Annotated in this window: 12 protein-coding genes; 8 read left to right on the forward strand and 4 right to left on the reverse strand. The window is 64.9% G+C overall.

What is annotated here, in order from left to right:
* Positions 1-52 precede the first annotated feature (52 nt).
* The gene (locus LB572_RS22685) at positions 53-1048 is read left to right on the forward strand and encodes a LacI family DNA-binding transcriptional regulator (RefSeq protein WP_224669284.1); all 996 of its coding nucleotides are present in this window, start codon (positions 53-55) and stop codon (positions 1046-1048) included.
* Between the two features lie 121 nt (positions 1049-1169).
* Here LB572_RS22685 and LB572_RS22690 read toward each other — a convergent pair whose 3' ends face one another.
* From LB572_RS22690 to LB572_RS22705, 4 genes are all read right to left on the reverse strand, one after another.
* A complete protein-coding gene (locus tag LB572_RS22690) occupies positions 1170-1913 on the reverse strand; it encodes a glycosyltransferase (protein WP_224669285.1) in 744 nt (247 codons plus the stop codon).
* Between the two features lie 376 nt (positions 1914-2289).
* Positions 2290-3243 carry a glutathione synthase gene (gene gshB, locus LB572_RS22695; protein ID WP_224669286.1) on the reverse strand — a complete coding sequence of 318 codons (954 nt, stop codon included), beginning with the start codon at positions 3241-3243 and terminating at the stop codon, positions 2290-2292.
* An 80-nt stretch (positions 3244-3323) separates the two neighbouring features.
* Positions 3324-3698: a GtrA family protein gene (locus LB572_RS22700; RefSeq protein ID WP_140801482.1), complete on the reverse strand. Its 375-nt coding sequence runs from the start codon at positions 3696-3698 to the stop codon at positions 3324-3326.
* A gap of 114 nt (positions 3699-3812) precedes the next feature.
* Positions 3813-4817: a glycosyltransferase gene (locus LB572_RS22705; protein ID WP_224669287.1), complete on the reverse strand. Its 1005-nt coding sequence runs from the start codon at positions 4815-4817 to the stop codon at positions 3813-3815.
* Between the two features lie 126 nt (positions 4818-4943).
* On the opposite strand from LB572_RS22705, the gene LB572_RS22710 reads away from it, so the two are divergent.
* The 7 genes from LB572_RS22710 to LB572_RS22740 all read left to right on the forward strand — a co-directional run bounded on the left by LB572_RS22710 (position 4944) and on the right by LB572_RS22740 (position 13402).
* Positions 4944-6743: a GtrA family protein gene (locus tag LB572_RS22710; RefSeq protein WP_224669288.1), complete on the forward strand. Its 1800-nt coding sequence runs from the start codon at positions 4944-4946 to the stop codon at positions 6741-6743.
* Positions 6744-6989: 246 nt separating this feature from the next.
* The gene (locus LB572_RS22715) at positions 6990-8339 is read left to right on the forward strand and encodes a putative bifunctional diguanylate cyclase/phosphodiesterase (RefSeq protein WP_140642085.1); all 1350 of its coding nucleotides are present in this window, start codon (positions 6990-6992) and stop codon (positions 8337-8339) included.
* Positions 8340-8604: 265 nt separating this feature from the next.
* A complete protein-coding gene (locus LB572_RS22720) occupies positions 8605-9372 on the forward strand; it encodes an SDR family NAD(P)-dependent oxidoreductase (protein ID WP_224669289.1) in 768 nt (255 codons plus the stop codon).
* The gene (locus LB572_RS22725; RefSeq protein ID WP_224669290.1) at positions 9369-10304 is read left to right on the forward strand and encodes a 2-dehydro-3-deoxygalactonokinase; all 936 of its coding nucleotides are present in this window, start codon (positions 9369-9371) and stop codon (positions 10302-10304) included. The genes LB572_RS22720 and LB572_RS22725 overlap by 4 nt, the downstream gene beginning before the upstream one ends.
* Positions 10301-10936 carry a 2-dehydro-3-deoxy-6-phosphogalactonate aldolase gene (locus tag LB572_RS22730; RefSeq protein ID WP_224669291.1) on the forward strand — a complete coding sequence of 212 codons (636 nt, stop codon included), beginning with the start codon at positions 10301-10303 and terminating at the stop codon, positions 10934-10936. Before LB572_RS22725 ends, LB572_RS22730 begins: the two co-directional genes overlap by 4 nt.
* Before the next feature lie 2 nt (positions 10937-10938).
* Positions 10939-11811, forward strand: coding sequence for an SMP-30/gluconolactonase/LRE family protein (locus LB572_RS22735; protein WP_412033583.1), 873 nt, complete (start codon positions 10939-10941; stop codon positions 11809-11811).
* A 538-nt stretch (positions 11812-12349) separates the two neighbouring features.
* On the forward strand, positions 12350-13402 hold the full coding sequence (locus tag LB572_RS22740) for a D-alanine:D-lactate ligase-like protein (RefSeq protein ID WP_224669293.1): 1053 nt from the start codon (positions 12350-12352) through the stop codon (positions 13400-13402).
* The last annotated feature ends 97 nt before the right edge of the window (positions 13403-13499 follow it).

Here is a 13499-nt window from a genome sequence, read left to right on the forward strand (position 1 = left end):
TAAGAGGCTACGGGATCAGGGCGACGGTGCTTGGCAAGCGATGCGAGGACATGTGGCGGCGACCATCAAGGATATTGCGAGAGGTGCCGGCGTATCTATCGCCACCGTCTCCAAGGTCCTCAACCGCAAGGACGCCTTCATCAGCGAGGAAACGCGCAGCCGCATCTGGTCGCTGGCGCGCGAACTCAACTACACGCCCAACTCCATCGCCCGCTCGCTGGTCACCCGTCGCTCGCAAGTCCTCGGCATCATCGTTCCGGATATCCTCAATCCCTATTTCACCGAGCTCGTTCGCGCCTGCGACGACGCTGCCCGCCTGCGCGGTTATACAACCATCCTGTGCAACTCGGACGGCGTTCCGGAAAAGGAGGAGGCGCATCTCGCCTTCCTTGCCGGCCATGGCGTGGACGGCATCGTGCTGGCCGCGAGCGGCGTGATCCCGAATGCCGGCCTGCTGCGGGGCCTGAACATCCCCTTCGTGTCGATGGACCGCGAGGTGCCGGAGCTCGACTGCCTGGCGGCGACCGTCGACACCGACTATCGCAACGGGGCCTTTCAGTCGGCCGGCTACCTGATCGCCAAGGGCCACACCCGCATCGCCTTCCTCAGCGGATCGGCGGAAAGCGCGAACACCAGGATCAGGCTCGCCGGGTTCGAGGAGGCGCACCGCCAGGCCGGCATTGCCGTCGATCGGGATCTCATCCGCTGCGGCGAATTCCAGCACAGCTTCGGGCGCCAGGCGACGCGGGAGCTGCTGGAGAGCACCCGGTTTTCGGCCATCTGCTGCATGAGCGACATGCTGGCGATCGGCGCCACGGTCGCCTTGCGTGAAAAGGGGCTGCGGGTACCCGACGACTGCGCCGTCATGGGCTTCGACAACATCTACCTAGCGCCGCTGCTCGAACGCCCGCTGTCGACGATAGACCGCCGCATCTTCGAAGCCGGCACCATCGCCATCGACGCGCTGATCGACTTCCTCGAAGGTCCCGACCGCCGCCGTTCGACGATCGTGATGGAGCCCAGCGTGGTCGAGCGCAAGACGGCGTAGGTGGCATAGGGCGATGACGCCCGGAGCGCTACCTAGCCGGCCGCCCCCTCGGCTATCGCCGCGCGCTCTCGACCCGTCGAAAAGGCGAGCAGTCCCTCCGGCAATCCGGGGCTGTTGCCGTCTAAGCGGTGATGAAGGCATCGACCGTACCTGAAAGCGATCGATCGATTGCGATGTGGGGTGGGAGCCACTCCATGACAGGATATCGGAAAGGCCAGGGCATGGCGATCCGGCGCAAAGAGCCGCTTTCCAGAAAAATCTCATTTACAAGGTCTATGAACTGCCCGCGGTCTCGTTCAACTCGTTTCAAAGTTTGCGAACGAATATAAGCTCGGGGGATTCGTCGCTCCTTCAGCGCTAAGACAGCCTCCGCGATGGATCGAGGATCGGGTGGAACTGTAAGCGAATAATCGTCATCCAGATAAAGGTCTCGGCCACCATGGTTCGGGGTCGTGACAACAGGTAGCCCCGCGAGAAGATATTCCGTGCTGGCGAACATTGGTCCCTCCATTTCAGAGAGACAAATTCCCACGGCTGCACGATTTAGATGCATGTTCACGTGAGCCGGCGCCAATCGGACAGGCTTGCCGGTGCTGTCAAACTCATTGATGAACACGTGACCCGGCGCGAGTTCCCTGTGCCGATTTATTCGCGCCCTTTCCGACTCCGTCGTGGATGAATCACGATAAAAGACAAATGCGCAACGCTCGATGCCAAGGGACAAGTCGTGGCGTTTCCACGAAGCCAGTTGCGCATTGTAGATTGCATCGAATTCTACAGGAACGTCCTCAAGGGGCCTGAATATGTATTCGGAGGTTGTTGAAGTCTTGTTGTGCAGGACGGCGGCCTCACCGGACTGATTCAAGAGATCAGCCTCGGCCTGTGTGTTGGATAGGAAGATTAGCGAGTGACGGGGGTTCCTAAGTCTATGCAGAACGGCATAGGTCCGGATCGTTTTGACGCTGGAATTGTTTTCGATGGACCAGGTTGGCGAGATGAGAAACCAGGCACGGTGGCTGCGTGGAAGGAGAGGCATGTGACTTGCCAATCCGAGGGGCGTACCGGACATTCCCGAATAGGATATGAACGGATCGTCCGACAGCAAACTTGCCTGAAGAGCAGGTTGCGACTTCGCGATAGGGTACCCTTTCCGGAGATAGCGGCGATGACGCAACATTGCTGCGACAATCTCGGATACGGTAGGAGGGCGATACCCGTGCTGCAGAGTCGACATGCGGCAATTACGCGGCCGACTTCAGCCGCTTTTCCTCCACGCAATCCCAGAACAGGCTGGCGATGTCGGCCCCGCCGAAACGCTGCACCTCGCGAACGCCGGTCGGCGAGGTGACGTTGATCTCCGTCATGTAGTCGCCGATCACGTCGATGCCGACCAGGATGAAGCCGCGCTCCTTCAGCGGCGGTCCGATGCGGGCGCAGATCTCGCGCTCGCGCTCGGTCAGCTCGGTTTTCTCGGCGACGCCGCCGACATGCATGTTGGAGCGGGAATCGTGCTCGGCCGGCACGCGGTTGATGGCGCCGACCGGCTCGCCGTCGATCAGGATGATGCGCTTGTCGCCCTTGCGCACGTCCTTGAGGTAGCGCTGCACGATATAGGGCTCGCGGAACAGCTGGCCGAACATCTCGAGCAGCGAGGCGAGATTGCGGTCGGCTTCCAAGAGATGGAAGATGCCGGCGCCGCCATTGCCGTAGAGCGGCTTGACGATGATGTCGCCGAATTCCTTGCGGAAGGCGGCTACCTCCTGAGGGTCCTTGGTGATCAGCGTTTCCGGCATCAGGTCCGGGAATTCGGTGACGAAGATCTTCTCCGGGCTGTTGCGCACCCAGGCCGGGTCGTTGACCACCAGCGTCTTCGGATGGATGCGTTCCAGTATATGCGTGGTGGTGATGTAGTTCATGTCGAAGGGCGGGTCTTGCCTGAGCAGCACCACGTCCATCTCGGAGAGGTCGGTGCGCACCTTCTCGCCCAGTGAGTAGTGGTTGCCCTTCTCGTCGCGCACCTGCATCTCCTCGAGGCGGGCGAACACCTTGCCGCCCAGCATCGACAATCGGTCGGGCGTGTAATGGAAAAGCTTGTGGCCGCGCCGCTGCGCCTCCAGCGACAGCGCGAAGCTCGTGTCGCCGGCAATCGACACGGTGGAGACATGGTCCATCTGGACGGCGATCTTCAGCGGCATCTCGGGTCTCCAAGGCGGTCGAGCAGTTCCAGGAAGCGCCGATATACGGAACTCGGCGCCTTCTGCCAATCGGCCAGACGCTACCGGTCGAAGACTAGCCTGGAATATCCGAGGAAGGACAGCGTCATCGCGACGATCGAGGCGATGGCGAGCGCCGCGAGCGGCGGCAGGGCCGGCAGCGCGAAGAGCAGCGCGCAATAGACCAGATAATTGACGACGCCGGAGGCGATGCCGACGCCGCCATAGCGCGCGCCTTCATGCGCGATGCCCCGGCTCGACGGTGCGAAGGTCAGATGGCGGTTGATCTGCCAGGTGACGCAGAGCGCGAAGCCGATCGACAGCACGCGCGCCGATAGCGCGCCGAGCGGCGTCGTGGCAAGCAGCAGCCAAAGCGCCGCCGCGTCGGCGACGAAGCCGATGCCGCCGGTAAGGGCGAAGCGGACAAGGCGCCCCATTTATGCCGCCCGCGACATCGTGATGGCGTTTCGTTGAATCGCCCTCACGATCTAACTCTTTGTTGGAGCATGATCTTTCTCCGAAAACCGGTTCCCACTTTTCGGGATCATGCTCTAAGCCGCCCGAGGGGCCTTGCCCGGCTCGCTCTTCGGCGAGGCCTGCCCGGATGCCGGGCGTTCGGCCCGGCCGGAGGAAATCGACAGGTAGAAGATACGCTTCTGCTCGGCCCGGCCGCGCGACACCGAATCGAGGATAAAGCCGGTCATCATGGAGAGCATGGCCAGAAGCAGCATGCCGATCGACAGCACCCAGGTCGGCATGCGCGGCACCAGCCCCGTCTCGGCGAATTCGATGAGCACGGGGATCATCAGGCCGATGCTCGCCGCCAGGAAGAACAGCGCGAAGGTGCCGAAGAAGCGCAGCGGCTGCGTCTCTTTCACCAGCATGGCGAACATCCACAGGATCTTGGCGCCGTCGCGGAAGGTCGACAGTTTCGAGGAGGAGCCTTCCGGGCGGCGGCCGTAGTCGAGCGCCATCTCGCTCACCGGCAGTTTCAGCTGCGAGGCATGCACCGACATCTCGGTCTCGATCTCGAAGCCGCCGGAGACGGCGGGGAAGCTCTTGACGAAGCGGCGCGAGAACACCCGGTAGCCGGAGAAGATATCGGTGAAGTCGGTTCCGAACAGGCCCTTGTAGAGCCGGTTGAAGATGCGGTTGCCGAAGGCGTGGCCGTTGCGGCCGGCATCGTCGGTCACGCCGCGCCTGGTGCCCACCACCATGTCGCAGCGTTCGGTCTGCAGGACATTGATCAGCAGCGAGGCATCCTCCGGCGCGTAGGTGCCGTCGCCGTCGGTCATCACATAGATGTCCGCGTCGATGTCGGCGAACATCCGCCGCACCACATTGCCCTTGCCCTGGCGCGGCTCGCGCACGACGATGGCGCCGGCGGCGCGGGCTTTCAGCGCCGTGAGGTCCTTGGAATTGTTGTCGTAGACGTAGATCGCGGCCGAAGGCAGCGTCTCGCGGAAGCGCCGCACGACCTCGCCGATCGTCAGCTCCTCGTTGTAGCAAGGCAGGAGCACGGCAATAACCGGCTCGTGGCGGACTGCATGCGGCATGTCTGTCTCCGGACGCTCGACCAGCCTCCGACCGTGCCTACGCCGGCCCCGTCGAGCCGTTTTACTATTTATTGAAGCCGTTAAGGCTAGGTTTAAACCGATCCTCTCCCTTCAAAGGCCACGGCAATGGGCACAGTCGAGAACGGCGCCGCCACCTGGAAGTCCGATCTGCTGCTGGCGCTGCTGGCCGCCCTGCTCGCATTCGCTTTCGATGCGTGGGCCGGCTTTGGCCAACTGACCGATGCAGGCGGCGACAACGACAATCTGCTGCGCCTCGTCGAGGTCCGCGACCTGCTGGCCGGCCAGGGCTGGTTCGACCTGCACCAGTACCGGATGGGGCTGGAAGGCGGCTTCGTCATGCACTGGTCGAGGCTGGTCGACGCGCCGATCGCCGCCATCGCGCTTGCCGCCTCGGCGCTCACCGGCAGCAGGCCGCTTGGCGAGGACGTGGCGCAGGTGCTGTGGCCGGCGCTGCTCTTTTGGTCGACCTTGTTCTTCACCGCCCGCGCCGCGCGCAGCTTCGGCGGCGGCGGCGCGGTGCTGCCCGCCATCCTGGTCGGCGCCGCCGGCTATTATTTCATCGGCATCTACGACCCCGGCGCGCTCGATCATCACAACGTCCAGCTGATGCTCACCATGGCGAGCCTGGCTTTGCTGCTCGAGGCGCCTGCGCGGCGCTGGGCCGCGCTGTTGTCCGGCCTCTGCGCCGCGCTGACGCTCGCCGTCGGCATGGAAACCGTTCCTTATGTGGCCACCATCGGCGTTTGCGCGGCGCTGCTGTTCGTCGTCGATCCAGCCAGCGAGCGGACGATCGCCAGGGATTTCGGCGTCGGCTTCGCCGGTGTCGCGGCACTTGTCTTCCTCGCCACCATCCCGCCTTCCGCATGGGGCGCGGCTCAGTGCGATGCCTTCTCGGTTGCGCAATTCGTCGTCGCGGCCATTGCCGGCGTGGGACTGGCGGCGATCGCCTCGACAGAGAAGGCCGCCGGCAGCTGGCAGCGCAGGCTGGCGTCGCTTGCCGCGCTGGGGGTCGTCCTCGGCGCGGTCGTGGCAGCGCTGTTCCCGCAATGCCTCTCCTCGCCCTATGCCTCGCTCGATCCGCGCCTCAAGGAACTGTGGCTCGACCATATCGACGAGGCCCAGTCGCTGTTCACGCTGCTTGTCCGCGATCCGGCGCGCGTGGCCGCGCGTTACGCGACGCCGCTGGTCGCGATCGTCCTGATGGCGCTGCGTTTCCGCCGCGGCGGCTGGCGGCGGCAGGACAGCCTCGTTGCCGCACTGCTCGCCGTCGCTTTCGTGGTCGGCGCCTGGCAGGTGCGCGGCACCACCTTCTCGATCGCCTTTGCGGTCGTCCCGCTCTCGGCCTGGATCGCCAAATGGCGGGCGCGGGCCGAAACCAGCTCTTCGCTCGGCGTGGCGCTGCGCCTTGCGGCCGTCTGGCTGGTCTCGATCAACCCGGTCTGGACAGGCGTCGCCGCGGCCGCCTCGGTGGCCTTGGAAAAAGGCAACGTCGTCGCCGACGCCGGCGCCATGGACAGGACCTGCCAGAAGAAGGGCACTTTCGCGCAGCTCGGCGGCATGGCCGATACCACCGTGCTGACGATCTCCAATCTTGGGGCGCCGATCCTCGTCTATAGCGGCCATCGCGTCTTCGCCGGTCCCTATCACCGCAATGTCGCCGGCAATCTCCTGGCGCTGGACGCCTTTCTCGGCTCGGCCGATGAGGCGCGCGCGATCGTCGAGGCGCATCGTGTCGGCCTCGTCGCCATCTGCCCCGGCAATGTCGAGACCCGGATCATCACCCAAAAGGCGCCGCAGGGTTTCCTTGCCAGCCTGCTGCGCGGTTCCGTGCCGGACTGGCTCGAGCCGGTCGGCGAGACCAAGGACAGCCCGATCGAGTTTTATCGCGTAAAGCAAGCCGGCTAACCCGAAAGGCGCGAAGCGGCCGTCCGTCCGCAATTGCTTGAACGGAGCTGCATTCAGGAAAAGACGGCTCGATATTTCCATTAGAAATTACGCATAAGCGAGTATTTGGCCCGGCTCGCCGTTCCTTGCCTGAAGCTGAACCACTGCAAGCAACTTCCGGACGATGGAAAATCGATTTTCCGATACTTTTCCTAAACGCTTTGCTGCCAGTCTGCCCGAAAATACCGACATTAGAACAGAGGCATGATGCAAACGACGTTTGGCACCGGTCAGCCAGGCAAGGAAAACACGGATCTGGCCTTCACGGATTCGTTGACCGGGCTCGGCAACCATCGTCGCTTCTTCGACAAGGTCGATCGCCTGATCAGCGACCGCGCCGACGATCCCGCGCCCTTCACCGTCGGCATCCTCGACCTCGACGGCTTCAAGCCGATCAACGACCTGTTCGGCCACAAGGCCGGCGACGATATCCTGATCCAGGTGGCGATGCGGTTGCGCGCCTCGATGGATGGCTATTCCACTGTATGCCGCATCGGCGCCGACGAGTTCGCCTACCTCTACCCGATGGTGTTCTCGGAGGAACAGGCGGCCGAGAAGTCGCGCATGCTGATCGAGATCCTGTCGGCGCCTTATGATGTCGGCGAGCGCACCGCCAGGTTGTCGGCCTCGGTCGGCTGCTCGCTGTTCTATTCGGGCGACGAGACCACCGAGATCCTCATCAACAAGGCCGAGACCGCGCTTTATCACGCCAAGCGCTCCGGCCGCGGCCGCGTCGTCGTCTACACCCGCGAGATGGAGGAAGCGGCCAAGCGCGTCACCCGCATCGAGCAGGCGCTGCGCCGCGCCGTCTCGGCTGGCGAGGTCGAACCGCATTTCCAGCCCATCGTCGACTTGAACAGCCGCCGCACCATCGGCTTCGAGACCCTGGCGCGCTGGACCGACCGCGACCTCGGCGTCGTGCCGCCATCCGTCTTCATCCCGATCGCCGAGGAGCGCGGCATCATCGGCCCGCTGTCGCAACTGGTGCTGCGCAAGGCGACCGAGGCGGCGCGCAGCTGGCCGAAGGAACTGTTCCTGTCCTTCAACCTGTCGCCCTCGCAGCTCGTCGACCAGAACACCGGCCTGCATATCCTGGCCATCCTCGACCGCACCGGTTTCGATCCGCGCCGGCTGGAGATCGAGATCACCGAGACCGGCCTGATGAACGATCCGGCCTCGGCCGAGAAGATCGTCGAGGACCTGCGCCGCGTCGGCATCCGCGTCTCGCTCGACGATTTCGGCACCGGCCAGTCCTCGCTCGGCCGCTTGCGCGAGTTTCATTTCGACAAGCTCAAGATCGACCGCGCCTTCGTCTCCTCCATCCTCGACGACCGGCCCTCGGAACACATCATCCGCGCCATCCTCGCCATGTGCGAGGGGCTCGGCATGGATGTCGTCGCCGAAGGCATCGAGGACGAGGCGCAGGCCGACCGTCTCGTCCAGTTCGGCTGCGCCGGCGGGCAGGGCTACCTGTTCGGCAAGCCGGCCGATGCCGACGCCACGCTCGGCTATCTGCGTGATTCCTATCGCGGCGCGCTGCACGCCAAGGCGATCTGACAACGGCTTTTGGGAATCGCATAGGGCGGCGCTGGCCCCCTCATCCAGCCGCTTAGCGGCCACCTTCTCCCCGTCGGGGAGAAGAGACTGGCGCCGACGCCGGCAATCTCCTCTCCCCTCGGGGAGAGGTCAGCCGAGCGAAGCGGAGGCTGGGTGAGGGGGAGTGACCCATTTGTCAGACGTTAAGCCGGGAATCCGACGGTTCTCCCCTTGCTCCCGCGCTTTGTCTGGCTAGGATGCGCGCCGGCCAAACGGAGAAGAGACCATGATGCCATCGGCGCGTTTCGCCGACCTCGACGGCGCCTCGGTGCTGATCACCGGCGGCGGCTCCGGCATCGGCGCGGCGCTGACCGAAGGTTTCATGCGGCAGGGCGCCAGGGTCGCTTTCGTCGACATAGCCGACAAGCCGAGCATTGCCCTTGCCGACCGGCTGGAGAAGGAGCTTGGCCGCCGCCCGCTCTATCTCAAGGCCGACCTGCGCGACGTTGAGGCGCTGCGCGCCGCCGCGGCGAAGGCGGCCGAAGCGCATGGCGACGTCACAGCGCTCGTCAACAACGCCGCGCTGGACGACCGCCACGCGGTCGAGGACGTCACCGTCGAGTTCTGGGACAACAACCTCGCCATCAACCTGCGGCCGCATTTCTTCACCGCCCAGGCGGTGGCGCCCGGCATGAAGCGGGCCGGCGGCGGCTCGATCATCAACTTCACCTCCACCTCCTATCTGATCAACCATCCCGATATGCCGGCCTACACCGCGGCCAAGGCGGGCATACTCGGTCTCACCAAGGGCCTTGCCGGCAAGCTCGGCGCCGACCGCATCCGCGTCAACGCGGTTGCGCCGGGCTGGGTCATCACCGAGCGCCAGCGCGAGCTCTGGGTCACGGATGAGGGGCTTGCCGCCCATGTCGCCAGGCAATGCATCAAGGACGTCATGCAGCCCGACGACATGATAGGCACGGTGCTGTTCCTGGCGTCGGATGCCTCGCGCATGCTGACCGCCCAGATGCTGATCGTCGATGGAGGTTTCCTGTGAGCGCGGCCCCCGCGGTCGCCGCGCTCGACTGGGGCACGACCAGGCTCAGGGCCTGGCTGCTCGACGGCTCGGGCAAGGTGCTTGCCGAGCGGCGCGGTGACGACGGGCTGATCACCGCGCGCGAAAAAGGTTTTGCCAAGGTGCTGGAAGGCCACCTCGGCGCCATGGGCGCGCCGGATACGCTGCCGGTCATCATTTGCGGCATGGCCGGTTCCCGCCAGGGCTGGATCGAGGCGCCTTACGTCACCGTGCCGGCGCCGATCGGCGCGATTCTGCGCGGCGCCGCCCGCATCGAAGGCTCGAGCCGCGACATCCGCATCGTGCCCGGCCTCGCGCAGCGCCTGGCTGAGGCGCCGGATGTCATGCGCGGCGAGGAAACCCAGCTTGCCGGCGCCGGTTTGCCGGCAAAGGGACGCCATCTCGTCTGCATGCCCGGCACGCATTCCAAATGGGTCGCGGTCGAGGACGGCGCGGTCGCAGGTTTTGGCACCTGGCCGACCGGCGAATTGTTCTCGGTGCTTGCCGCGCATTCGATCCTGAAACATTCGCTGGGCGAGCATCCCGCTCCGGTCGCCGCGGACAGCCCGTTCTTCCGTCGGTGGTGCGAACGGGCCTTGGGCGAAGGCGGCGACGTCACGTCAAAGCTGTTTGCCATCCGCGCCGCCGGGCTTCTGCAGGATCTGCAGCCCGCCGACGCCGCGGCATGCCTGTCCGGACTGCTGATCGGCGGCGAGATCGGCTCGGCAAGGCGCCGCTATGGCGCTAGCGAAGCGCCGGTGGCGCTGATCGCCTCCGGCGCGCTGGCCGTGCTTTATGGTACAGCGCTCGGCCTGGCCGGCCTTGCCTTTCGCACCGTGGACGCCGATGAAGCGGTGCGCGCCGGTCTCGTCGAGGCCGCGCGCGAGAACGGCATGATTGGAGGCGCTTCATGAGCCAGACCGCACCCTTCCCGAAGCTCAGGCGCGGCCTTGTCGCCATCCTGCGCGGTCTGAAACCTTCCGAGGCGGTCGCGATCGGCCGGGCGGTCCACGACGCCGGCATCGAAGCGATCGAAGTGCCGCTCAATTCGCCGGAGCCGTTCGTCTCCATCGCCGATCTGGTCAAGGCGCTGCCGCAAACCGCCCTGGTCGGCGCCGGCACGGTGCTGACGGCCGCCGATGTCGACGCCTTGCACAAGGCCGGCGGCAAGTTGCTGGTCAGTCCCAACATCGATGCCGAGGTCATGGGCCGCGCCATGCAGTACTCCATGGTCACGATGCCCGGGGTGTTCACGCCCACCGAGGCTTTTCAGGCAATCCGGCTCGGCGCTTCGGCGCTCAAGTTTTTCCCGGCAAGCGTGCTCGGGTCGAGCGGCATCGCGGCCATTCGCGCCGTGCTGCCGGCAACGACGCTGATCGGCGCCGTCGGCGGCGTCTCCGACAAGGACTTTGCCGGCTACAAGGCGGTCGGCGTCAGCGTCTTCGGCCTGGGGTCGAGCCTCTACAAGCCGGGCGCGACGGTCGAGGACGTGTCGCAGCGCGCCCGCGCCGCAGCCGCCGCCTGGGACCAAGCCTTCGGAGGATGACAATGGACGGCGTTTCGGTTTTTTCCGACCATATCTGCGAGCTCGGCGAAGGCCCGAGCTACGATCCCGCCACCGACACGCTGTTCTGGTTCGACATCGTCAACGGCAAGCTTCTGGAAAAGCCGCTCGCTGGCGCGCTGAAGGTGCATGATCTCGGCCTGATGGCGAGCGCCATCGCCGTCATCGACGACGACCGCCAGCTCATCGCCACCGAGATCGGCCTGCAGGTCCGCGACGTCAACACCGGCAGGCTGACGCTGCACACGCCGATCGAGGCCGACAATCCGTTGACGCGCTCCAACGATTCCCGCGTCCATCCCTGCGGCGCCTTCTGGACCGGCACGATGGGCAAGGACGAGGAGAAGGGCGCCGGCTCGATCTACTGGTTCTTCAAGGGCGAGTTGCGCCGGCTGTTCTCGGGCATCACCGTCTCGAACTCGATCTGCTTTTCCGAAGATGGGACGGTAGCCTATTACACCGACACCGCGACCGGCCTTCTGATGCGCGTCGCCTGCGACCCGGCGACCGGACTGCCCAAGGGCGAGCCGAAAGTGTTCGTCGATCACCGCTCGTCGAAAGGTTATGTCGACGGTTCGGTCGTCGACCGTGACGGCGTGCTGTGGAACGCCGTCTGGGGCGGCAGGGCGGTGAAGGCCTATGCGCCGGACGGCACGCTGCTGCGCGAGATCGCCATGCCGGTGACGCAGGCCTCCTGCCCGGCCTTTGTCGGTGCAAAGGGCGACCGCCTGGCGGTGACCTCCGCCTGGAAAGGCAAGGACGAGAAGCAGCGCGCCCTCGATCCGCAGGCCGGCATGACCTTCCTGCTCGATATCCCGGTCAAAGGCCGCTTCGATCCGCGCGTGCTGATCGGCTAGTTTCTCGACATACGGATTTTGAAAGATTTCCGGTTGTCGGCAGGTAAGGTTTTCACTGTTCATTCCATGAAATCAGCGCAAACCCTGGAGATTGGCCGAAGCCTCGCGACTTCGTCATTCCAGGGCGGAGCAGCCGCGAAGCGGCGTCGCGGAGACCCTGGAATCCATTCCGTGACCTCCGCCGAAGGGCGCAATGGAACAGAATTCTGCACCGTGAGCGTCGCTTCGACGCAACGGAATGAATCCTCGGGTCTGCGCGCGTCGCTTCGCTCCTTGCTCCGCCCGTGGATGACGATCGTGATGGGCGTTTCGGCTAATCTCCAAGGCATGCCGCCCCAAGGCAAACATAGCCCGCGGTCAGTTCCCGTGCTGGGGAATTGGAGCAATCTTCGCCGTAGTGTTCCATCCGGAATTGCATCAAAACAAGAGATGCGGCGGCCGGCTTACTATCACGCAACCGCCCCGGCCCGGTCGATTTCCCGCAAGCCGGCCGCTGCGGCCATGCGATGGTAGCGCCTGATTTCTCCCGGAGCATTCGATGCCGCAGCCGACGCTGATCCTTGTCCACGAGCCGGAGAAAGCCTGCTTAGACCGCCTGGTCGCGGAGGGTTATCCAACGGAGCGCGCCATCGAGATTTCGTCCTATCTGGCGCAATCGACCGACCTTAAGCCGGAGTTCGGCCAGCTCGCGGCGGCTTGCGAAAAGCGAGGCCTCGCTTTCAAGCCTGTCGAGCTCGACGATGCGGCGCCGGTTCTGGCGAAGGCCGATCCGGCGGCGGCGCTGGTCTGGACGCTGACCGACGGCATCGCCTATTTCCGCGGCGGGGCGGCGCCTGCAATGGCGCGGCTGAACGGCCTGCGCACCATTGGCGCCGACGATTCGCTTTTCGCGCTCTGCCAGGACAAGCTTCGCTCCGGCGCCGTGCTCATCGCGCTCGGCCTGCCGGCGCCACAGGCCGGCCTGGCGCGCAACGGCGAATGGCTGGTCGAGCCGCCGGCCTCGCCCAAAGGCTGGTTCGTCAAGCCGAACCGGCTCGGCGCCAAGATCGGCATCTGGCCGGATTCGCGCATCGCCGATCTCGGCCATGCGCTGGAGCTTAGCCGGCGCGTCTTTGCCCACTATCGCGACGATGTCGTCGTCCAGCCCTATGTCGCCGGCCGCAACGTGCGGGCGAGCTTCCTTGGGTTGAAGGAAGAAACGGGTGTCGAGGCTTTGGGCATCTTCTTCGTCGATTCCGGCGGCGACTTCCAGACCATGGCCGACTCGATGGCGCTCTATGGCGACACCGGCCAGGCCGCGAAGGATGCAGGCACCTATGTGGAGCCGGAGCTCGAGCCGGTCGGGTCAAGCCAGCCGGCAGCCGATCGAAAGATCCGTGCCATCGCGCAAAAGCTGGTCAGCGGCCTTGGCCTGAGGGATGTCTTTTCCGTCGATTTCAGGATCGAGGCCGACGACACGGTCCACCTTATCGAGTTCGAAGTCTGCCCCGGCCTGCCCTGCTTCGATTTCCGCGACTATTGCCGCAGGCAGTGGGGCATGAGCCTTGCCGACGCGATAGCGGAAACAGCCGCCAACCGATTGAGGTCATAACCTTCGGGATTGGCCGAGATCCAAAAACTTAGTCATTCCAGGGCGGAGCAAGGAGCGAAGCGACGCGCAGATTCTGCACGGTGGCGGCGCTTCCAAG

This window comes from Mesorhizobium sp. BH1-1-5, assembly GCF_020165615.1.
Lineage (GTDB): Bacteria > Pseudomonadota > Alphaproteobacteria > Rhizobiales > Rhizobiaceae > Mesorhizobium.

Bases quoted from the DNA above. Each gene is read 5' to 3' on its own strand.
- LB572_RS22735 (WP_412033583.1), top strand. From the start codon at position 10,939: ATGGACGGCGTTTCGGTTTTTTCCGACCATATCTGCGAGCTCGGCGAA.
- LB572_RS22740 (WP_224669293.1), top strand. From the start codon at position 12,350: ATGCCGCAGCCGACGCTGATCCTTGTCCACGAGCCGGAGAAAGCCTGC.
- LB572_RS22720 (WP_224669289.1), top strand. From the start codon at position 8,605: ATGATGCCATCGGCGCGTTTCGCCGACCTCGACGGCGCCTCGGTGCTG.
- gshB (WP_224669286.1), bottom strand. From the start codon at position 3,243: ATGCCGCTGAAGATCGCCGTCCAGATGGACCATGTCTCCACCGTGTCG.
- LB572_RS22715 (WP_140642085.1), top strand. From the start codon at position 6,990: ATGCAAACGACGTTTGGCACCGGTCAGCCAGGCAAGGAAAACACGGAT.
- LB572_RS22710 (WP_224669288.1), top strand. From the start codon at position 4,944: ATGGGCACAGTCGAGAACGGCGCCGCCACCTGGAAGTCCGATCTGCTG.
- LB572_RS22730 (WP_224669291.1), top strand. From the start codon at position 10,301: ATGAGCCAGACCGCACCCTTCCCGAAGCTCAGGCGCGGCCTTGTCGCC.
- LB572_RS22700 (WP_140801482.1), bottom strand. From the start codon at position 3,698: ATGGGGCGCCTTGTCCGCTTCGCCCTTACCGGCGGCATCGGCTTCGTC.
- LB572_RS22705 (WP_224669287.1), bottom strand. From the start codon at position 4,817: ATGCCGCATGCAGTCCGCCACGAGCCGGTTATTGCCGTGCTCCTGCCT.